This window comes from Snodgrassella sp. W8158 (assembly GCF_016100435.1).
Classification (GTDB): Bacteria; Pseudomonadota; Gammaproteobacteria; order Burkholderiales; family Neisseriaceae; genus Snodgrassella; species Snodgrassella alvi.
Genome location: NZ_JACFSM010000002.1, coordinates 545,469 through 566,192 on the forward strand (window position 1 = coordinate 545,469; position 20,724 = coordinate 566,192).

Below are 20,724 nucleotides of genomic sequence, written 5' to 3' on the forward strand. Positions count from 1 at the left end.
TTTCTGCTCATTCTTAAATAGTGGATGAAAGCTAAATTATGATATTTGATAATATAGTATTCCATACAGAAGAAGATTATCCGCCTGCGTTGTCACTGGCTAATGCTGCTACACATATGGGTTATTACTGGTCATGGGCTGTACGCCGGGGTTTATATAATCCGCAATGGGATGAAGCTGCAGAAGAAGATATGGCAGCATTGAAAGCTCAGGTTATGAGCGGAGCTGAATTTGTTCTGAATAATATGGCCGGTTGTCTGGAAGACAGTGATTTTAATGATGAAGGACGACGGTTTTCACTTTATTACTATGAAGATGAAGATGAGGGTTATGGTCGTTTTATGGAAGATTATGTGCAAACATTAAATACGCCGGCCTTGCAAAGTTTTTATCATGTAGAAATTAATGATGAAAATCAGTCTTTACTTGATGGCGTATTTGATAGTGCTTTGATTCAGTGGCGGCAAAGTTTGAAGCCGGTGCAATAGGGTTAAATATGGCATTGAATGGAAAAGGCAAATTAATCATACTGGATCGCGATGGTGTGTTGAATGTTATGCAGCCGCAGCCCATCAGCGATCCTGATCAGTGGCTTCCTTTACCGGGTAGTATGGATGCTGTTGCCTTTCTGACTCAAAGTGGTTATACCGTTGTTGTGGCGGAAAATATGTCTGGTATCGGGCGTAATCAGGTCAGTATGCAGCAGCTGAATGAAGTACATAGCAAAATGCATACTCATATACAGAAAGCTGGCGGCCGCTTAAGCGGGGTTTGGTTTTGTCCGCATACCGGTAATGCTAAATGTAAATGTCGTAAACCTGAACCGGGTTTGCTGCTGGATATTCTGGATCGTCTGCATATGAAAGCAGAAAATACCTGGCTTGTCGGAGATGGTATTCGCGATATGCAGGCAATTGCCGCAATTGGCGGTCATCCTGTACTGGTTTTAACCGGTAAAGGCAAGGAAACATTAAAAATGGAAGAATTGCCGGAAGATACTCAGGTGTACGATGATTTGCTGGATTTTGCCAAATATTGTCGTACTCTGGCTGAACAGGCAGCCGAGGAATAATATAACATGCTGTTGTTGCGTAATTTGATTTACTGGTTTTGTTTGTGTGTATTTTCATTAATCTGGCTGGTGGTAGTAATTGTTTCCATGCTGGTACCAAAAGGGGTTACATGGACAACCACTGTGTGGGGAAAATCTCTTTTCTGGATGCTGGAGCACATTATAGGATTAAAATACGAAGTAACCGGCCGGGAAAATATTCCGCGCGAACCCGGAATTGTGTGCTGTAAACATCAATCTGGTTGGGAAACGCTGGCCATGCTGGTATTTTTCCCTGATCTGGCCTTTGTAGCTAAACGCGAACTTTTTCGTATACCGGTTTTTGGCTGGGCACTGAAATGGCGCGGCACAATCGGTATTGATCGTAAAAACCCTAAAGCGGCAAATGCCCAGATTATCAGTCAGGGGAAAATATGCAAGCAAAAGGGGATGTGGATTTGTATTTTTCCGGAAGGTACACGAATTAAGCCAGGTTTCCGTGGCCATTATAAAAAAGGTGCTGCCCGAATGGCACAGGAACTACATATGAATCTGGTGCCGGTCGCATTAAATAGTGGCGAATTCTGGCCTAAAGATTCCTTTTTTAAATATCCGGGTAAAGTAACAGTCGTGATTGGTGAACCGATTCATTATGAGTCAGCTCATAATCCGGAAGAATTAATCAGAATCTGTGAGCAATGGATAGAATCCGAGCAAGTAAAAATTCAGGGGGTGGGGCCGTTTGCACCAGAACATCCGCAAGTACCAACGCCGTTTGTGCCGCATTAATTGATATTAGTTGAATATTGATACTTTTTTATTTGTAAAATAGTGCTTTGCAGAATCCTGAGCAGATAAACAGGCAGTTTATTTAATTTTTAAGACTGAATCTGAAACGGGATATGAATAATATGATGTGCTGGTTAATAGAAGTATCTCCTTGTCTCAGATAGTAATTTATTTACGTTTTTAACAGATTAGTTGTCATGTCGGAATTTCTTCACACAACTACAGATGGCGATACCATCAGGCTGAAATTACGGCGTACAGCAAAAAAAAATATTATTGTACGTCCTGCATCAGGTTGTTTACTGGATATTAACGTTCCGCCATTTGTATCAATGAAATCTTTGTCTGAATGGCTGAACGTTAATGAAGTCGCTATTAAAAAACTGTGGCAGCAATCAGAAAAAATAGCAACAGCATTACCTGAATTTATCTGGTTTCGTGGGCAGGCATATCCTTTTACTCAGATATCCGTACTAACAAGAGTGCAGTGGCATAAGCAATATGGCTTTTTAATACCACTGGTAAATTCGCAGTCGCCCTATGTACTTTTGAAAGCATGGTTAAAACAAAGTGCCAAAAAAGAATTGTTGCTACGCTTGCAATATTGGGCAAATGTAATGCAGTTGCAGCCAATGGCAATGACATTAAGTCAGGCACGAACTTTTTGGGGAGTATGTCGCCGGCGTAGCGGAATCCGTCTGAACTGGAGATTAATTGGCGCACCTGCTGATGTGGTGGATTATGTCTGTATTCATGAGTTGTGTCACTTGCGCCATGCCAACCATGGTAAAGCTTTCTGGGCAATGGTTGCAGAATACTGTGCTGATGCTGAAAATGCTCGTAAGTGGCTGAAAAAATATGCTAATGAGCTGTTTGCTCTGGATAAATTCAGCTAAAGTCTCACTCTGGAAAATTTGGTGAATTCCAGCTGTTTTCAATACTGATACAAAATAAAAAGCAGCTATACTATTTTCATCGTATGACTGCTTTTTGTTATTCAGCTTTAAATGCTGATTTATATTTTTGGCTGTCAGCTAAAAATGCTTACCTGTTATTTTTAGGTTTAGCCGGCATCAACCGCAAGTTGTTTCATAATATTTTTAATAATCTGGACACGTTGCATAATGTCTTCAATACCAATGCTAACTCTGAGTTTATCTGCTCCAATCAGACGGTAGTTTTTATCAGTTTGCATAATGGCTACAATAGTTGCGGGATTAATGCGATGATGTTTGCCAAAAGTAAAAGTAATGGCTTCACTACTGGCGTCAATTGTGTCTATGCCTAAGCTGGCTGCTTCAATGCGTAAATGATGGCTGGCAATCAGCGTGGAGACGGCCGGTTCAGGAAGTCCGAAACGGTCGATCAGTTCTTCGTGTATCTGGTCTATCTCTGCTTCCGTTTCACAGCTGGCCAGGCGTTTATACAACACCAGTCTGGCATGAATATCTGGGCAATAACTTTCCGGCAGAAGAGCAGGGCTATGCAATTTAATATCACTGGTAATACCCAGCGGGGCATCCAAATCCGGCTCTCTGCCTTTCTTCAAATTGCGCACGGCCTGCTTGAGCATTTCGGTATATAAAGTAAATCCGACCTGAATCATTTCACCAGACTGTCCTTCACCCAAAATTTCGCCGGCACCACGGATTTCTAAATCCTGCATGGCTAATGTAAATCCGGCTCCCAGATCATCAGCCATTTCTATGGCTTCCAGACGTTTCTGTGCATCTTTGGTCATTGCATCCGGTATCATTAGATATGCATATGCCTGATGATGAGAACGGCCTACACGGCCACGCAGCTGATGCAACTGGGCAAGACCAAATTTATCAGCCCGCTCAATAATAATCGTATTGGCATTGGGAATATCAATTCCGGTTTCAATAATAGTTGAACACAGTAACACGTTATAACGCTGCTGAAGAAAATCCCGCATAATCTGTTCCAGTTCGCGTTCACGCAGTTGTCCATGAGCGATACCGATACGGGCTTCAGGTAATAAAGTAGTTAATTTTTCATAAGTGTTAGCAATAGTATCAACTTCATTGTGCAGGAAAAATACTTGCCCGCCACGTTTCAGTTCACGTAATACGGCTTCTCGGATTAAACCATCGCTGTAAGGACGAACAAAGGTTTTTACAGCCAGCCGGCGGCTTGGAGCTGTGGTAATCAATGAAAAATCACGCAGGCCTTCCAGAGCCATGCTTAATGTACGCGGAATTGGTGTTGCGGTCAGTGTAAGCACATCCACATTAGCACGCAGGCGTTTAAGCTGTTCTTTCTGACGTACGCCAAAGCGATGTTCTTCATCTATAATAACCAGTCCCAGATTTTTAAAATGGACATCCGGCTGAACCAGTTTATGGGTACCAATCACAATATCTACTGTGCCGTCAGCCAGTCCGGCAAGTGTGGCCTGTGTTTGTTTACTGGTATTAAAGCGGGAAAGCTGGGCAACTTTGATCGGAAAGTCTGCAAAGCGATCAGCAAAATTTTGTGCATGTTGCTCAACAAGCAGTGTAGTTGGTGCAAGTACTACCACCTGTTTACCAGCCATTGCTGCTACAAAAGCGGCGCGTAGCGCAACCTCAGTTTTACCAAAGCCTACATCTCCGCAAATCAGTCTGTCCATGGGCTTTTCAGCACATAAATCTTTTATGGTCGCAGCGATTGCCGCAGCCTGATCTTCGGTTTCTTCATAGCCAAAGCCATTGGCAAAAGCCTGATAATCCATCTCATTCAGACTAAAGCGGTGGCCTTGCTGAGCTTCACGCTGAGCATATAGATTTAATAATTCGGCAGCAGTATCTCTGGCTTTTTCCGCGGCTTTATGTCGTGCTTTATCCCATGCTCCATGACCCAGTTTATGCAAACTAATGTTATCATGAGCACTGCCTGCATAGCGGGAAATAAGCTGGAGCTGACTAACAGGTACATATAACTGAGAACCTTCAGCATACTCCAGTAGCATCATTTCACAGGCACCTTCACCTAAATCCAGGGTTACCAGACCCTGATAGCGTCCGATACCATGTTGTTCATGTACCACCGGATCACCAATTTTGATTTCAGCCAAATCGCGCAACATGCCGTCTGAAACAGCACTATGTTTGCGTCTTGTACGCCGGCCGCGAATAACATACTGGTATAAATCAGCCTCAGTAATAATAGCCAGTTGCTGATCTGTCAGCAGGCAACCGTAACTTAACGGCGCAATAGTCAGGCACAAGCTGGAATTACTGTTCAGAAAGTCCTGCCAGCTATTGACAATATCTGGCTGTAAACTGTACTGGCGCATAAAATTGAGCATGGTTTCTCGGCGTCCGAGACTTTCTGCGCAAATCAGTACACGTCCTGACCATTGTTGGAGAAAATTTTTCAGTGTGTGCAGCGGATCATCAGCCTGTCTGTCTACTGCGACACTTGGCAGCGTATAAGTAGTGTCTTCGCTGATTTGCGGAACAAGACGCGCATAAGATTTAATACGTGCCCCGAACTGGTCTTCACTAAGATAAAGATAATCTGGTGCCAGCGGGGGATAGGCCGGATCGCCCTGTGCCAGAATGTAGCGTTGTTTGACATCCTGCCAGATGCGGGCAGATTCGTGATGAATATCACCCAGACAAACCAGAATGGCTTCATCATCTGTGTAATCAAAGATACTGACACATTCTTCTTCAAAAAATAAAGGCAGGTAATACTCAACACCCGCCCCGAAATGTCCTTCAGATACTGCATTATAAACAGTAGCTTTTCGGGCATCGCTATTGATTTCTTCCCGAAAGCGGCTGCGGAATATTTTCTGTGCATCACTGTCGGTTGGAAATTCATGTGCCGGTAACAGACGAATTTCATTTACTGTGGTTAATGTACGCTGGCTGTCTGCATCAAATGTTTTGATGGTATCAATTTCATTGTCAAATAAGTCCAGACGAAACGGTGTGTCACTGCCCATTGGAAAAATATCGAGAATACCGCCACGCATGGCGAATTCTCCGGTCGCCACCACATGAGAAACATGGTTATAGCCGGCTTCAACCAGGCTGTGTTTCAATGCTTCAATATTCAGTTCCTGCCCGGTTTTCAGCCAGAAAGTATGTCCCAACAAAAATGAAGGAGGGGCAATTTTTTGCATGGCTGTTGCCAGCGGTAACAATAAAACGTCAACCAGTCCGTTTTTTAGTTGCCACAATGTACTTAGTCGCTCTGATACTAGCTCCTGATGAGGAGAAAAATGTTCGTAGGGCAGAGTTTCCCAGTCCGGGAAAAACATGATACGTGCAGCAGGATCAAAAAATTGCCATGCTGCCTGAATACGGATTGCCTGTTCGGCATCTGCAGTTAAAATAATTTTCAGTTTTTTTTCAGGTAAATGCTGGCTAAGTAATAATGGCAGACTACCAGCATTTAAATCAGACCAGATTACAGTCTGTCTGGTTTTAGGCAATGCGAATGAAGCAGCGGCGGGCATAATTTTAGTTTTACAGATAATAGAAATTGATTGCCAGTACTTATGGGCAAGCTATGATAAGACAAGCCCTGATAAGCAGACAATTGAAACAGAATTGTTTGGAATGGGTGAATAACAAGTCAGTTTCAGACACAGTCCCAGAATTATGGCTATTATTACATAACAATAATTAATATAGCGAATACAAATACATTACAGCGATGGTAATCAGAATGGCAAATGCACAGCCAATTTTGGCAACCACACCAACAACCAGACCAATCAGTGTGGCAAAACCTACCTTGCCGGCAGCGACCAGATTGCGTCTGGCAATAAATTCACCGGTTGCTGCACCAATTAGCGGCCCCAATACCATGCCCGGTAAGGCAAAAAACATGCCAATAATGGCACCAATAAAAGAACCCCAGATAGCTCTTCTGCTTGCACCACTATGTTTAGCACCCAGCATACCGGCCATATAATCCAGAAAACAACCTAATAAAGTCAGTATACCTAAAGTTATTAATGTGGGTGCCCCCATAATCTGATAATTGCTGCTCAATGCCAGTAACCATGCACCTCCGAACATGAGAGGCAGACCAGGTAAAGCAGGCATAAATGTACCTAATAAACCAATGAGTAATAAAACAATAGCCAATATTACCAATACTGCATTCATGGCAAATTAGTCCTCAATAAAATTCATAATATAGAATAGTAAAATGGGGGATGTGGTTGTCACATACAAGGATAAATTTTGTAGTGCAGATAAAAAATATGTAATCAGCCGGTGATTAATAACAGATAATTTTATCAGTTTGGCATGGTATCTGTATATTAGTGAGCAATTACAGTACAGACAATCTGTATAAAATATAAATGATAAATAAAGCTGTGTTATTTGTTGAGACTGGATGATTCAATAGTAATACAATAACCAGATTGAATAACAATGTTATTTATTAAGAAATATTGTTCTTAAATATAAATATTCGATATTGAAAAAAGGCAGCCTTTAAAAAGCTGCCTGTGCCAAATAAACTTTAATTAATCTAATTTTTTAAAGTGTTTGCGGCGTTCCTGTTCGCTCAGGTAGCGTTTACGCAGGCGAATGGTTTGCGGAGTAATTTCTACCAGTTCATCATCATCGATAAACTCTACCGCAGCTTCCAGAGACATTAGTACCGGCGGAGTCAGACGCACTGCTTCATCTGTGCCGGAAGCACGGACATTAGTCAGTTTTTTGCCTTTCAGCGGATTAACAACCAGATCATTGTCACGGCTGTGAATACCGATAATCATGCCTTCGTAAATTTTTTCGCCCGGATTGATAAACATACGACCACGGTCTTCCAGATTCCATAAAGCATAGGCTACAGCATCACCCTGTTCTTGTGATACCAGTACACCATTGCGGCGGCCAGGTATTTCTGCTTTTACTGGTGCGTAATTATCAAATACATGGCTCATCAGTCCCTGACCACGGGTCATGGTCATGAATTCACCCTGAAAACCAATCAGACCGCGCGCAGGAATACGGTATTCCAGACGGGTACGGCCTTTGCCGTCGCTTTCCATATTGGTCAGTTCACCGCGGCGGCGACCCAGTTCTTCCATTACAGCACCCTGAGTATTGTCTTCTACATCGACAGTGAGGTTTTCGTAAGGTTCGCATTTAACGCCGTCAATTTCACGGAAAACCACACGTGGTTTGCCGACAGCCAGCTCATAACCTTCACGGCGCATATTTTCAATTAGAATAGTCAGATGAAGCTCACCACGGCCTGAAACACGGAATACATCTGCGTCTGCTGTGTCTTCAACGCGAAGGGCTACATTGGTCAGCAATTCTTTTTGCAAACGTTCGCGAATCTGGCGACTGGTAACAAATTTACCTTCTGTACCGGCCAGCGGGCTAGTATTGACCATGAAATCCATCGTCAGAGTAGGTTCGTCCACGCTCAGCATAGGCAGCCCCTGAGGTTGTTCACGATCAGCAATGGTAACACCGATACCTATATCTTCCAGTCCGGAAACCGTAACAATATCACCGGCTTCCGCTTCTTGTAGCGGAATGCGTTCCAATCCTTTGAAGCCAAGCAACTGATTAATGCGTCCCTGACCAATCTGCTTATCTTCATTCATGATAGCTACTACCTGACCGGGTTTAATTCGTCCGTTCAGAATACGACCGATACCCAGCCGGCCGGTATAGTTATCATAATCAAGCTGAGAAATCTGTAATTGCAGAGGTTTATCTGCATCACCGGCTGGTTCCGGGGTATATTTCAGAATGGTTTCAAACAGCGGACGCATATCGGTAGATTCGTCTTCTTCATTCAGCTTGGCAAAGCCAGACAGACCAGAAGCATAAACGATAGGGAAGTCGAGCTGTTCATCGGTTGCGCCCAGTTTATCGAACAGTTCAAATGTCTGGTCAATTACCCAGCTCGGGCGGGCACTTGGCTTATCAATTTTATTGATCACTACAATCGGTTTCAGCCCTAATGCCAGTGCTTTTTTGGTAACAAAGCGGGTTTGCGGCATCGGACCTTCCTGTGCATCCACCAGTAGTAGCACACAGTCTACCATTCCCAGTACACGTTCTACTTCACCGCCAAAGTCGGCATGTCCGGGTGTATCAACGATATTAATATGGTAGCCTTCGTATTCAATGGCGGTATTTTTGGCAAGAATGGTAATGCCGCGTTCTTTTTCAAGATCGTTGCTGTCCATTACTCGTTCGTCTACCTGCTGATTGGCACGGAAAGTACCGGACTGGCGCAATAACTGGTCTACCAGTGTGGTTTTGCCGTGGTCGACGTGTGCGATAATGGCAATATTACGAATTTTTTTACTCATAGGAGTGTGTAACCTAGTTTATTAGCTATTTGTAAGGAAAATTAACCTTGAATTATAACATTTACTCTGCTTTTCGTGGAATTTTTAGCAAAATCAGATGTTCTTTCATTATTAAAAAGGCTGACTTACATCTGTGTATGTGTCATAGTTAACGTTTTTCCGGTGTTATTCCGGCTGGGTTATTTAAGGCAGTCTGTTGTAATTGTGGTATTGAAGAGGGATGCAAAACCTTGGCAATGGAACAGTTAGAATTTTTTGTTATTCCCAGTCCCTGTAAAGGTGTTTGTGAAAGCAATCATAAGGGATATTGCAAAGGCTGTCTGCGCAGCAGGGACGAGCGCCTTTACTGGTTGCGTATGTCTGATACTCAGAAACAGTATGTGCTGCGTTTGTGTGCATTGCGACGGCGCAAGCTGGAACAAATGCAATCACAACCAGCAGACCAGACAGAACAAAATCTGAGTGAGCAAATATGGCTGCAGGCAGATTTTGATTTTTAGTTTTCAATAGCTGATAAGTCAGTTCTTAAATTTTGATTTTGGGGGAAAAATGCATTTTCTGATTATTAGTATTCTATGTAGTGTCTCTGTGTCAGTATTACTGAAACTGGCACGCAGAAACGGTGTTAATATTGCTCAGGCCGTAGCGATTAATTACCCGGTAGCTGCTGCCTGCACCTGGTTTTTTTTACGTCCGGATTTTTCTGATTGGCATACTTATAGCAGTCACTGGATTATTTTTCTGGCTTTAGGTATTGGTCTGCCGCTTGGCTTTATTGTGCTGGGGCGGGCTATCGAACAGGCGGGAATGGTAAAAACAGATGCTGCACAGCGCCTGTCGCTATTTATGCCTATAGTGGCCGCATTTGTGCTCTTTGGAGAAACTTTAAGCACTAATAAAATTATCGGAATTGCACTGGCACTGATGGCCTTGCTTACCTTGCTGTACCGTGAGAATCCGGCTAAAGGCAAAGGAAAAGGCGATTTTTTAAGTACTGCCGGCTACTTATTCGGTGTGTGGCTTTGTTACGGAACTACAGATATTCTGTTTAAACAGATGGCGAAAAGCGGAACAGCTTTTGCACCGACCTTGCTGGTGTCATTTATCCTCGCTGCCATTCTGATTATATGTTATCTGTGTTTACGCAGAACAGTCTGGAATGCAGCCAGTATTCTGGCAGGTCTGATACTGGGTGGTTTGAATTTTGCCAATATTCTGTTTTACATTCGTGCACATCAGTATTTTCAGCAAGATCCTTCGCTGGTGTTTGCCGGTATGAATCTGGGTGTAATAACACTGGCCACTATTATTGGCGCTTTTGTGTTTAAAGAAAAAATCAATGGTTTGAATGCTGCCGGAATTGTACTGGCGATTGCTGCAATCTGGTTTCTGTTTTATGGCAGCAGGCTTAATTCTTTGTTGTAGCCGATTTATATTGAAAAGCTGTTCTGAAAGTCAGAACAGCTTTTTTTGATGAACTTAGCCGGCATTACTTAATTGTGCCAGCTGCTGAGCCTGATGCTCGGCAATTAATGCCTGTGTCAGCTCTGATAAATCACCATCCATAATAAAATCCAGTTTATGCAGAGTAAGATTGATGCGATGATCGGTTACTCTGCCTTGGGGATAATTATAAGTTCGAATACGTTCACTGCGGTCGCCGCTGCCAATCAGGCTTTTACGTTCAGCAGCCTCTTTGGCATGAGCAGCATGTTTCTGCTGTTCATACAGTCGGGAGGCAAGTACTCGCATTGCCTGTGCTTTATTGGCATGCTGTGAACGCCCATCCTGACACTCCACTACCATACCCGTTGGTAAGTGAGTAATACGTACGGCAGAATCCGTCTTGTTAATATGCTGACCACCCGCACCGGAGGCACGGAAAGTATCAATGCGTAAATCGTTCGGATTGAGCTGTACTTCAGCAACTTCATCGGCTTCCGGCATAATGGCCACAGTACAGGCTGAGGTATGGATTCTGCCCTGACTTTCTGTAGTTGGTACGCGCTGAACCCTATGGCCGCCAGATTCAAATTTGAGCTGACTGTAAACATTCATGCCTGCAATTCGTGCAATCACTTCTTTATAGCCACCCAGATCGCTTTCACTGGCGGATACAATTTCTACCTGCCAGCCCATACGTTCTGCAAAGCGGGTATACATGCGCAATAAATCGCCGGCAAATAAAGCTGCTTCATCACCACCGGTTCCGGCACGAATTTCTATGAAAATATTCTTGTCATCGTCTTCGTCTTTTGGTAACAAAAGTTTTTGCAGCTCGCCATCCAGCTGAGTAATCTGATTACGGGCAGTATTGATCTCTTCAGCCGCAAATTCTTTTAATTCCGGGTCTGCCAGCATTTCTTCTGCGGCAGCTAGATCAGTTTCTGCCTGTGTATACTGGCGATAGGTTTCTACTACCGGTGTAAGCTCGGCATGTTCACGGGTAAGGCGACGATATTCGTCAATATTGTTCGTGACATCAGGAGAAGCCAGCAAAGCGGTTACTTCTTCCAGACGCTCAGTCAGGTGCTGTAACTTGTCTATCAATGAAGGTTTCATCTGGTATTCCGTATTAAATAAAAGCTATCAGTCCATTGAGACTGTATTAAATATATAGAGTTAAGGATTATGAATAAATTGGAGGCAGTAGCTAATGCTGCTGATTTTTTCCATGCAGCTGGTAAATCTGACAAATGGCCTCGGCCAGCTCAGGATATTGCTGACTGTCTTTATTTAAAGCTCGGGTAGGTGCATGCAAAAGGCTATTGGTTAACTCACGGCTTAAACGCTGCAATACTTCTTCAACAGGTGTACCTTTACGCAGACGGCGTAGAGCTTTATTGACTGCTTTGCTGCGCTGCTGTTCACCCTGATCGCGCAATTCACAAATTAAAGGAACGCTATTGCGTGTCTGTTGCCATGCAATAAACTCAGCAACTTTGCCTGCAACCATCTTTTCAGCTTCAGCTGCAGCCTGTTGCCGTGCTGCCTGACCATGCTGCACAATATGCACCATATCATCAACACTATACAAATACGCGTCGTTCAGTTCGCCTGCTTCGGCTTCAATGTCACGCGGTACGGCCAGATCAAGCAAAAATATTGGCATGCCGCGCCGCTGCCTGAGTGCGCGTTCTACTAAACCTTTACCTATAACCGGAAAAGGGCTGGCAGTAGAAGAAACAATTACGTCGTATTCAGCCAGAATTTCAGGTAAAGCAGTTAATATGCGTGCATCTGCTTCACAGCTTAATTTCTGACATAATTCCTGAGCCCGTTCCAGCGTACGGTTTAAAACAGTCAGGCGCTGCGGACATTCTGCGGCAAAATAGGTGGCTACCAGCTCAATCATTTCACCGGCACCCACCATTAAAACATTCAATGCCGAAATATCGGGAAAAATCTGTGCGGCCATTTTGACTGCCGCCGCTGCCATGGATACAGAGTTTTCTCCGACTGCACTTTCATTGCGAATTTCTTTTGCTGCTGCAAAAGTTTTTTCAAACAGAGCATTCAGCTGCTGATGCAGCGTATGCCGGCTGCGGGCAACGCGTACGGCTTCTTTTAATTGTCCGAGAATCTGCGGTTCACCTAAAACCATTGAATCCAGTCCGCAAGCCACCCGAAAGGCATGCTGCACAGCCTGTTTATCATGGAATTGATATAAATAGGGAGCAAATTCAGATAATGGCAATTGATGGTAGCCGGCCAGCCATTGTATGGCTGTGGTTGCATTACCAATACAGTAAATTTCTGTACGGTTACAGGTAGACAGAATCATTGCTTCTGCTATTTCTTCCTGACTGCCAAGCGCAGTCAGTGCTTCTGCCAGTTCTATGGCAGGGAAAGCCAAACGTTCACGTACAGAAACTGGCGCAGTTTGGTGATTGAGTCCGATAACGGTTAAAGACATACTACCTGAAGTAATTTGCGTTTGCCCGCTACCGCGGGTAGGATAATTGCCAGCCAGACTTTATATTCTATATAAATATAAAGTTAATAAATCGGGCAATTATACGCTATCAGTGCTGAAAAAGCAGTAAATCATGCCTGAGAGTGGTGTAAATAACTTTTTCGCATGCATAAACAAAAAAATGAAGAATCTGGATTTGCACGATATTCGTGAAGATTACAGCCAGCAGTCACTTAGTGAAGCTGATTGCTGTGAAGACCCTTTGGAGCAGTTTCAAAAATGGTTAATGGCAGCCATGCATGCCAAAGTAAATGAGCCTACAGCCATGAATGTTGCTACTGTTGATCAGCACGGACGACCTAATGCCCGCATTGTGCTGTTAAAAGAAGTGACAGCAGAAGGGTTTGTATTTTTTACTAATTATCATAGCCGTAAAGGGCGTTCATTAAGTCTGAATCCGCATGCGGCACTCACATTTTTCTGGCCGGAACTGGAACGTCAGGTACGGGTGGAGGGAAGCGTGCAACAATTACCTGCAGCAGAATCAGATGCCTATTTTCAGTCCCGACCTTACAGCAGCCGTATTGGTGCATGGGCTAGTGAACAAAGCGCCGTAATTAATAGTAAAACCGAGCTGATGGCGCGTGCAGCAAAACTGGGGGCAAAATATTTGTTCAATGTACCCAGACCGCCGCATTGGGGCGGATATCTGGTTAAACCCGAGCTGGTAGAATTCTGGCAGGGAAGACCAAGCCGTTTACATGACCGTATTCAGTATACAAGACAAAATAATCTCTGGATTAAACAGCGCTTATCACCTTAAACATCTTTTGGCCTATATTGATTCAGAAGTTGAAGGCGCGGCTGCTGTAGCCGGACTATCCATAAGAACTTTGTTTTGAATAAAATCTTCAGCCTGAGTTTTCAGGCTGAAACGATCATTTGTTCTGTTTTCAGCAATATTCAGCAACGCAGAAAAATCTACTTTTACTATAATTTCCGGCATAGATACTATATTCCACAGACTACGCAATAAACTGGTTTTGCCGGCAAATGCTACTTTAGATGTACGCAATCCCTGAGGGTTGTAATAGCGCATGGCTACTGCCATCACGGGTGTATCTGCATCTATTGCTGCCTGAAACAGCGCTGCTTTAAATGGCAGGGTAGTCATTCCCTCAGATGTATACGCTTCGGGAAAAAACAGGACGTTTTTACCTTCATGCAATGCCAGTACTATGGCTTTGATAACCGGATTAATATCCTGTCTCGACTGACGATTAATATAAACAGTACCCCCGTTTGTAGCCAGTCTGCCGATTACCGGCCATGATTTGACACTTTGTTTAGCAATAAAGCCACCGGGGATATAGGACATTAATACGAAAATATCCAGCCAGCTAATATGATTGGCTACAGTAAGCCAGGGCATACTTGCTGTATCGGGTAATAATTGTTCAGAGTTTACCTTTACGTGCAGAATATCAAGTAAATTGTGCGCAATTGAAATTAATTCCTTATTACGCTCTGTTTCATTCAGGTTCTTAAACCGATTTACCCGTCTGATTGTCTTAACCAGCCATAAAGCCAGTCTGAAAATACGCGAAAAACGGGTAATTAAAGAAGTATGTTCTGATTTTGTCATTGTTTTGTCATTGTTATTTATCGTTTTTTCTGGCATTGAGGACAATAAAAACTGCTTCTTTGTCCCAAAATCATTTTTTCAATCGGATGCCCGCACTGCGGGCAAGGTTCACCGGCTCGTCCGTATACCTGATGTTGTAGCTGAAAATAACCACTGGTACCAGCACTATTTACAAAATCCCTTAAAGTACTGCCACCTGCCGTAATGGCTTCCTGTAGTATCTGTTTGATTGCATCAGTCAGTGCGCTAATCTGCTGTTTATTCAGCTTCATAGCCGGAATGGCCGGATGGATACCAGTACGGAACAAAGCTTCGTTAGCATAGATATTGCCTACACCGACAACAATCTTATTATCCATAATTGCTGTTTTAATCGCACGTTTCTGGTTTGAAAGTTTTTGTAGCAAATAATCAGCATTAAAATCCTGGCTGAGTGGTTCCGGTCCGAGGTTAACTAATAAAGGATGCTGTTCAATGAGTCCGATAAACCATAAAACAGCTCCGAAACGTCTGGGGTCATGAAATCGTAAGAGCGTACCATTACTAAAAGCAATATCTACATGATCATGTTTTTGTACCGGCGGAGCAGTAAAGTCAGTAAAGACGCGTAAACTGCCTGACATACCCAGATGAATAAATAATGTGCCTGAAGCTAATTCAATCAGCAGGTATTTAGCTCTGCGTCTGACTGATAATACCTTTTCGCTGCCAAGCTGTTCGCCTAGATTATCTATTATCGGCCAGCGTAAACGCGGCTGACGCACTTCTACCTGTGAAATAGTTTGATTTTCAATAAAAGGAGCGATTCCGCGCAGCGTTGTTTCTACTTCCGGTAACTCGGGCATAATTTATTTATATTATTCAGAATAAAATCGTTACAATAGCATCATGAAAACAAAATTTAAAGCACATACTGTGTCAGTTTTAATCAGATAAAATTGCCATAAGTCATACGCAGCTAAAATTGTCTGTGTTAAAGTAGCAAATTATTTTACCCTAATAGTTTATTCTTTAAACGGCTGCAAATTTTATCGTGCCGGTTAAAGTATTTAATAACTGAACACATATTGCATGATAAACCGCGATTAGAAAAAAATTGCCTGCACAAGTACAGAGTTGTTATTTATTTATGATTCAGTGTCTACGTAAACTGATTTGCATATATGGAGAAGTTTAATGCCTCGTTGGATTCATCGTATTACCCCGATTGTTTTAAGTTTAATGGCTGTACATATGGCCAATGCCAACAGTGTGTCAGAGCAGCATAAACCAGTACCATTGATTCAAACTAAAATTGAGCGGATAAATAATCAGGTTACAGCACCGGATGATGCAGATTCGCTGCAACGGCGTCTGGCTATTGCTGGCCGTGCCAATGATATTTTTACTTTATTTGCTACAGAACTTATTTATTCTCAGGGTAAAACGGATCAGGCTCTGGCCGCAGATATGCGAATGCTTGAGCATACACAGGAACCAGATGTGGCTGAACGGGCGATGGAAATGGCTCTTGGCGCAAATAAAATCACCGAAGCGCAAACCATTGCTAATCGCTGGCAGGAAATTGAGCCGACAGAGACACCAGCCAGACAGCGCCTGATGTGGGAGCTGGCTATCGCCAAAAATGATGTGCCGCAAGTATTGAAAAATGCAGATGCAGTTTTATCTCATGCCAATGATTATCAGCTGCGCCGGTTGTTTTTAAAAATGGCACAATTCCGGTTAAATAATCTGGATGCCACTGATGAGTTAAATGCACCGATTCACAAAACAGCAGTTTTACATCCTGAAATGGCAGAAGCCCTAATTGCCGATGCTATTTATGGTGCAACCGGTGCGCATAAAGAGCAAACCATCAAAGCGTTACAATTACTGGTTCATCTGGATACCGATATTTTTCCAGCCAGCCAGCTGACACTGAACCTGATTAATCTTAAGCAGCCACAATATCTGCTGGATTTTTACCAGCTAACCGGTGTGGATACCATGCCAGCTAAATGGCAAAGTCTTTATATAGAATTGCTGATTAAGAATAATCAATTACAACAGGCATATCAAACTTTGCAGCCACTACTTGAGAAAAGTAAAAGCGCGGATCTGTATTTGCAGGCAGTTTATCTAGCTGTCAGTCAAAAAGCTGCTACAGCTACCATTGCCGGCTATGCAGAGAAAATTGTAGAACTGGGGAATTCCAATCAGCGAAGTAAAGCGGCCATGATGGTGGCTATGCGCTATTATGATGAACATAATCTGCCGGCTTCCCGTACGTGGGCAGCTAAAGTCAATGATCCGCAGTTTCTCTTCGATCAGGCACTTATGATGTGCTCAATTGAAGCAGAACAAAAACACTGGAAAGCAGCTCAGCAATGGTTAAATAAAGCTCAGACAGATAAAACACCGGCAGGTACTTTTTTCAGCGGATCGGATTTGCTTCGTTTACAAACATTTGTAAATAGTTCTTCACTCACTGACCAGAAATATGAACAATATCTAAATAGAGTGATTAATGAAGCAGAACATAGTGATGCCAGAACACAGGTAGAAAATGTTCCGCCGTTATTACTCCTTCGTGGGCTGTTATATGCAGATAAATTTGATGAGCCGGCAAAAGCAGTAGCAGATCTGCGCCGGTTTGTGAAAATGCGGCCTAATCAGATAGAGGGGCTTAATGCACTGGGTTACACCTTATTAAGTCTGTCAAAAGATCACTGGCAGGAAGCACAGCAATTGCTGGAGCAAGCCTATGCTCAGAATAACCAGTCTCCGGCAATTAATGACAGCCTGGGCTGGGCTTATTTTCTTAATGGTAATGTAGAAAAAGCGCTGCCTTTACTAGAATATGCATATCAGAAGCTGCCGGAAAGTGAAGTAGCTGCTCATCTGGGGGAAGTTTATTGGCAGCAAGGGCGTGAGGACGAAGCTCGTCAAATATGGGCTCAGGGCTGGCTTAATAAAGCCAGTGATCATAAAATTCTGAATCAAATACTAAGTAAACACCAAATCAGACCGAATAGTCTGCCCTTAGCCACAGCAAAGAAGGTAGAAACTCAGGCTGATGCAGATATCTATTTACAACAGGCAGGAATTTTATTTAGCAACAGAACCAATGAACCGGCTTTGATTGAAAATATTAATAAAGTCATTCAGACCGGTAACAGACTTCAACAAAGTCAGGCAGCGCTTCTCGCTGCAACATATTACTTTTCTAATCGGGATATGACCTCTGCACGTAAGTGGCTGGATAAAGTAACTGATAGTGAGTTGATCGGAGATAAAGCCTATCTGATGGGGATGATTGAAGTAACCCAAAATAATATACCGGCTGCAAAGCAATGGTTAGCTCGGATAGATCAGAATAAAGAATCACCCGTTTCTGATAATATGCATACCATTGCACTGTCAGTTTATATTGATAGTAAAACCCTCGATCCGAAAGTTTATGTACAAAAGCTGACACAGATGCTAAAGGATGCAGACAAAAAAGCTGCTGCATCTGAGGATAATAATACAGACTTAAAAGCATTCCTGCTGTATTCACGAGCAACAGCTTATAGTGAAAAACTGGATCAGCCGAAAAAGGCAATAAAAGATATTCGTGCTTTTATTGAATTAAAACCTGATGATGCGGAGGGCTATAATGGGCTGGGCTATACCATGCTAAGTATGCCAAAACGCTATTGGGCAGAGGCTTTATCGATTTTGCAGCATGCAAGTCAGCTGGATAATGAGTCCTGGGCAATTCAGGATAGTCTGGGGTGGGCATATTATCTGAATAACCAGCCTGAAAAAGCGTTACCGCTTTTACGTTCAGCCTATCAGCTTCGTCAGGAAAGTGCCATTGCAGCGCATCTGGGAGAAGTCTTGTGGCAGCAAGGAGAACAGGAACAGGCACGAAAAATTTGGGCACAGGGATTAGCTAATAAAGACTCTGACCAGAAAGAGTTACAACAGATTTTGAAAAAATTTAATGTAAATCCGTCTAGTCTGACTACTGCACCGAAATCACAAAACAATAAATAGCCGGATACTAGTTATCGACTTTAGCAACTGAACTATTGAAATTTACCGAAAAAGCTGCCGTATGCATCAAGTGTCAACGGCAGCTATTCATTTAATTCTAAAACATAAATTAACTTCACACAGCTTATATAACTAATTCTGATAATATTACAATAATAGACAATTATAGATACCGGAATAAGAATGATATATTCATATTTACGTAAAAAAAATCTTTATCTGGCAGCAGCTATCACCAGCCTGGCTTTAAGTGCCTGTAGCAGCCTCATACCAGACAGAATAACATCGGCATCAGACTGGCAGGCTGGTAACGAAAATGATGTTTCCGGTTTTGACAGTTCCGGACGGCTGGCTATTAAGGATCAGGGTAAAGGAAGCTATGCAAATTTTAGCTGGCAGAATACCGGTAGCGTACAAACAATTGAAGTCAAAACACCATTGGGTAATAGTGTAGGGGTTTTATGTACTGACAGCTCAGGTGTAATTGCAGAAGACAGTAAAGGGCAGATAATTACTGCAGCCAGTATTGAGGAATTAAGCCAGCGTATGCTTGGTTTTGTGCTTCCGTTTGATCACTTGAATCAATGGGTGCAGGGATATTGGATTGCAGATGAACCTTATCAGTTATTGCCCAACGGCAAACTTAAACAGTCTGGCTGGATTATCCAGCGTCAGCAACAAAACGGAAGCCGTAATCCGCGTATTGTACTGTTAAATAATGCACGCTTCGACATCAGACTGGTGTTTGATGAATATACAGATACTGATGATAGTGCAAAATCAGCACAATGCGAATTGCGTCAAAGATTATCCTGATTAATTATTTAAAAATATGAATAAATCTCCAGCAGCTGATGCACGGCATTTTCTGGCGCCGGCCAAGCTGAATCTTGATTTGAGAATCGTCGGACGGCGCGCCGACGGCTACCATTTACTTGAAAGCATTTTTACTCTGATTGAGCTGTATGATCATATCTGGTTCAGCGTAAATCAGACAGGCTGCATAAAATTACATACACCAACTAACGGCATTACTGAAGAACAGGATTTGTGTGTGCGTGCAGCCCGGTTATTATCCGATCATACCGGCACTAAACACGGAGTGGATATCTGGCTGGAAAAACAGATTCCTGTTGGTGGCGGACTGGGTGGTGGTAGTGCGGATGCGGCCGTCGTATTAATGGTGCTTAACCATTTATGGCAGCTTAATCTGAGTAAGACAGAACTATTACAGCTTGGCGTGCGCTTAGGTGCAGATGTACCGTTTTTTATTTTTGGACAAAGTGCATTTGCTCGTGGTATTGGTGAGCAATTAAGCCCGATATCTTTGCCAAAACAATGGTATGTGATTATCAAGCCCCCGGTGCATGTCAGTACACCGAAAATATTTGCACATAAAGACTTGACACGTGATTCCAAGCCACGGATAATGCCAGACTTCCAAGCAGGACAGCACTGGCGCAATGATATGCAGAGCGTTGTTTTAGCTGAGTATCCAGCAGTAAAAGCGGCATTTGATGTTTTGGCTGAATACGGTTCACCAATGATGAGTGGTTCTGGTGCATGTGTATTTTTGTCATTTAATTCTGAAAGTGCGGCACAAGCTGTTTACAATAAAGTTTCTTGCGTGCATCAGGCATATTGTGTTGCTTCCCTGACGAGGCATCCGTTTTATCAATGATGTGTGTAGTTGGGGAGTCGTCAAGTGGTTAAGACACTGGGTTTTGATCCCAGTATGCGTAGGTTCGAATCCTACCTCCCCAGCCAGTTGCTTGATAAAGAGCATTGGGGAGTCGTCAAGTGGTTAAGACACTGGGTTTTGATCCCAGTATGCGTAGGTTCGAATCCTACCTCCCCAGCCACATTTCGAGCAAATAGGCAGTAAACTCTATTGGGGAGTCGTCAAGTGGTTAAGACCCCGGATTCTGATTCCGGTATGCGTAGGTTCGAATCCTACCTCCCCAGCCAATTCAGATAAGCGTGTAAGT

At 43.1% G+C, this 20,724-nt stretch carries 17 protein-coding genes and 3 tRNA genes; 13 read left to right on the top strand and 7 right to left on the bottom strand.

The features are described 5' to 3' along the window. The first annotated feature begins 38 nt into the window (after window positions 1-38). From H3V11_RS06990 to H3V11_RS07005, 4 genes are all read left to right on the top strand, one after another. Window positions 39-488: a cell surface protein gene (locus H3V11_RS06990; RefSeq protein WP_180214728.1), complete on the top strand. Its 450-nt coding sequence runs from the start codon at window positions 39-41 to the stop codon at window positions 486-488. Window positions 489-496: 8 nt separating this feature from the next. Further along, window positions 497-1,072, top strand: a complete 576-nt coding sequence (gene gmhB, locus H3V11_RS06995) for a D-glycero-beta-D-manno-heptose 1,7-bisphosphate 7-phosphatase (protein ID WP_025330587.1) — start codon at window positions 497-499, stop codon at window positions 1,070-1,072. Window positions 1,073-1,078: 6 nt separating this feature from the next. Next, a complete protein-coding gene (locus tag H3V11_RS07000) occupies window positions 1,079-1,840 on the top strand; it encodes a 1-acyl-sn-glycerol-3-phosphate acyltransferase (protein ID WP_037475573.1) in 762 nt (253 codons plus the stop codon). A 197-nt stretch (window positions 1,841-2,037) separates the two neighbouring features. Further along, window positions 2,038-2,736 (top strand): M48 family metallopeptidase, encoded by a 699-nt coding sequence (locus H3V11_RS07005; protein ID WP_198223992.1) that lies wholly within the window; start codon window positions 2,038-2,040, stop codon window positions 2,734-2,736. A gap of 167 nt (window positions 2,737-2,903) precedes the next feature. Here the strand turns inward: H3V11_RS07005 and mfd are convergent, their stop codons facing one another. The 3 genes from mfd to typA form a co-directional block, all read right to left on the bottom strand. Continuing rightward, entirely contained in the window at window positions 2,904-6,314 is a 3,411-nt protein-coding gene (gene mfd, locus H3V11_RS07010; RefSeq protein WP_198223994.1) for a transcription-repair coupling factor, read from the bottom strand. A 169-nt stretch (window positions 6,315-6,483) separates the two neighbouring features. Then, window positions 6,484-6,972: a DUF456 domain-containing protein gene (locus tag H3V11_RS07015; RefSeq protein ID WP_025330591.1), complete on the bottom strand. Its 489-nt coding sequence runs from the start codon at window positions 6,970-6,972 to the stop codon at window positions 6,484-6,486. A gap of 368 nt (window positions 6,973-7,340) precedes the next feature. After that, window positions 7,341-9,155, bottom strand: coding sequence for a translational GTPase TypA (typA, locus tag H3V11_RS07020; RefSeq protein WP_025330592.1), 1,815 nt, complete (start codon window positions 9,153-9,155; stop codon window positions 7,341-7,343). 236 nt (window positions 9,156-9,391) lie between these two features. Between typA and H3V11_RS07025 the strand changes: the two genes are divergently transcribed. Together H3V11_RS07025 and H3V11_RS07030 are read left to right on the top strand one after the other, a co-directional pair. Further along, window positions 9,392-9,655 carry a DUF1289 domain-containing protein gene (locus H3V11_RS07025; protein WP_084562397.1) on the top strand — a complete coding sequence of 88 codons (264 nt, stop codon included), beginning with the start codon at window positions 9,392-9,394 and terminating at the stop codon, window positions 9,653-9,655. Window positions 9,656-9,704: 49 nt separating this feature from the next. After that, window positions 9,705-10,580, top strand: coding sequence for a DMT family transporter (locus tag H3V11_RS07030; RefSeq protein ID WP_037392153.1), 876 nt, complete (start codon window positions 9,705-9,707; stop codon window positions 10,578-10,580). 54 nt (window positions 10,581-10,634) lie between these two features. Here the strand turns inward: H3V11_RS07030 and prfA are convergent, their stop codons facing one another. Continuing rightward, the gene (prfA, locus tag H3V11_RS07035) at window positions 10,635-11,717 is read right to left on the bottom strand and encodes a peptide chain release factor 1 (protein ID WP_037392151.1); all 1,083 of its coding nucleotides are present in this window, start codon (window positions 11,715-11,717) and stop codon (window positions 10,635-10,637) included. Between the two features lie 91 nt (window positions 11,718-11,808). Then, a complete protein-coding gene (gene hemA, locus H3V11_RS07040; protein ID WP_198223996.1) occupies window positions 11,809-13,071 on the bottom strand; it encodes a glutamyl-tRNA reductase in 1,263 nt (420 codons plus the stop codon). Between the two features lie 190 nt (window positions 13,072-13,261). Here hemA and pdxH point away from each other — a divergent pair, with 190 nt between their 5' ends. Next, on the top strand, window positions 13,262-13,894 hold the full coding sequence (pdxH, locus tag H3V11_RS07045) for a pyridoxamine 5'-phosphate oxidase (RefSeq protein ID WP_025330597.1): 633 nt from the start codon (window positions 13,262-13,264) through the stop codon (window positions 13,892-13,894). Window positions 13,895-13,906: 12 nt separating this feature from the next. Here pdxH and H3V11_RS07050 read toward each other — a convergent pair whose 3' ends face one another. Together H3V11_RS07050 and mutM are read right to left on the bottom strand one after the other, a co-directional pair. Continuing rightward, window positions 13,907-14,716, bottom strand: a complete 810-nt coding sequence (locus tag H3V11_RS07050; protein ID WP_198223998.1) for a lysophospholipid acyltransferase family protein — start codon at window positions 14,714-14,716, stop codon at window positions 13,907-13,909. Between the two features lie 17 nt (window positions 14,717-14,733). After that, window positions 14,734-15,561, bottom strand: a complete 828-nt coding sequence (gene mutM, locus H3V11_RS07055; RefSeq protein WP_198224000.1) for a bifunctional DNA-formamidopyrimidine glycosylase/DNA-(apurinic or apyrimidinic site) lyase — start codon at window positions 15,559-15,561, stop codon at window positions 14,734-14,736. A 331-nt stretch (window positions 15,562-15,892) separates the two neighbouring features. Here mutM and H3V11_RS07060 point away from each other — a divergent pair, with 331 nt between their 5' ends. The 6 genes from H3V11_RS07060 to H3V11_RS07085 all read left to right on the top strand — a co-directional run bounded on the left by H3V11_RS07060 (window position 15,893) and on the right by H3V11_RS07085 (window position 20,704). Next, window positions 15,893-18,736, top strand: a complete 2,844-nt coding sequence (locus tag H3V11_RS07060; RefSeq protein ID WP_198224002.1) for a tetratricopeptide repeat protein — start codon at window positions 15,893-15,895, stop codon at window positions 18,734-18,736. Window positions 18,737-18,919: 183 nt separating this feature from the next. Next, entirely contained in the window at window positions 18,920-19,552 is a 633-nt protein-coding gene (gene lolB / locus H3V11_RS07065) for a lipoprotein insertase outer membrane protein LolB (protein WP_198224004.1), read from the top strand. Window positions 19,553-19,568: 16 nt separating this feature from the next. Beyond that, entirely contained in the window at window positions 19,569-20,417 is an 849-nt protein-coding gene (ispE, locus tag H3V11_RS07070) for a 4-(cytidine 5'-diphospho)-2-C-methyl-D-erythritol kinase (protein ID WP_084547774.1), read from the top strand. A gap of 10 nt (window positions 20,418-20,427) precedes the next feature. Further along, a tRNA-Gln gene (locus H3V11_RS07075) sits at window positions 20,428-20,503 on the top strand. Between the two features lie 19 nt (window positions 20,504-20,522). Beyond that, window positions 20,523-20,598: transfer RNA gene (locus H3V11_RS07080), tRNA-Gln, on the top strand. Window positions 20,599-20,628: 30 nt separating this feature from the next. Continuing rightward, a tRNA-Gln gene (locus tag H3V11_RS07085) sits at window positions 20,629-20,704 on the top strand. Window positions 20,705-20,724: the final 20 nt, after the last annotated feature.

What these genes read in the sequence shown, in the direction of transcription:
- H3V11_RS06990 (WP_180214728.1), top strand. Translation starts at nt 39, where the DNA reads ATGATATTTGATAATATAGTATTCCATACAGAAGAAGATTATCCGCCT.
- gmhB (WP_025330587.1), top strand. Translation starts at nt 497, where the DNA reads ATGGCATTGAATGGAAAAGGCAAATTAATCATACTGGATCGCGATGGT.
- H3V11_RS07000 (WP_037475573.1), top strand. Translation starts at nt 1,079, where the DNA reads ATGCTGTTGTTGCGTAATTTGATTTACTGGTTTTGTTTGTGTGTATTT.
- H3V11_RS07005 (WP_198223992.1), top strand. Translation starts at nt 2,038, where the DNA reads ATGTCGGAATTTCTTCACACAACTACAGATGGCGATACCATCAGGCTG.
- mfd (WP_198223994.1), bottom strand. Translation starts at nt 6,314, where the DNA reads ATGCCCGCCGCTGCTTCATTCGCATTGCCTAAAACCAGACAGACTGTA.
- H3V11_RS07015 (WP_025330591.1), bottom strand. Translation starts at nt 6,972, where the DNA reads ATGAATGCAGTATTGGTAATATTGGCTATTGTTTTATTACTCATTGGT.
- typA (WP_025330592.1), bottom strand. Translation starts at nt 9,155, where the DNA reads ATGAGTAAAAAAATTCGTAATATTGCCATTATCGCACACGTCGACCAC.
- H3V11_RS07025 (WP_084562397.1), top strand. Translation starts at nt 9,392, where the DNA reads ATGGAACAGTTAGAATTTTTTGTTATTCCCAGTCCCTGTAAAGGTGTT.
- H3V11_RS07030 (WP_037392153.1), top strand. Translation starts at nt 9,705, where the DNA reads ATGCATTTTCTGATTATTAGTATTCTATGTAGTGTCTCTGTGTCAGTA.
- prfA (WP_037392151.1), bottom strand. Translation starts at nt 11,717, where the DNA reads ATGAAACCTTCATTGATAGACAAGTTACAGCACCTGACTGAGCGTCTG.
- hemA (WP_198223996.1), bottom strand. Translation starts at nt 13,071, where the DNA reads ATGTCTTTAACCGTTATCGGACTCAATCACCAAACTGCGCCAGTTTCT.
- H3V11_RS07050 (WP_198223998.1), bottom strand. Translation starts at nt 14,716, where the DNA reads ATGACAAAATCAGAACATACTTCTTTAATTACCCGTTTTTCGCGTATT.
- mutM (WP_198224000.1), bottom strand. Translation starts at nt 15,561, where the DNA reads ATGCCCGAGTTACCGGAAGTAGAAACAACGCTGCGCGGAATCGCTCCT.
- H3V11_RS07060 (WP_198224002.1), top strand. Translation starts at nt 15,893, where the DNA reads ATGCCTCGTTGGATTCATCGTATTACCCCGATTGTTTTAAGTTTAATG.
- lolB (WP_198224004.1), top strand. Translation starts at nt 18,920, where the DNA reads ATGATATATTCATATTTACGTAAAAAAAATCTTTATCTGGCAGCAGCT.
- ispE (WP_084547774.1), top strand. Translation starts at nt 19,569, where the DNA reads ATGAATAAATCTCCAGCAGCTGATGCACGGCATTTTCTGGCGCCGGCC.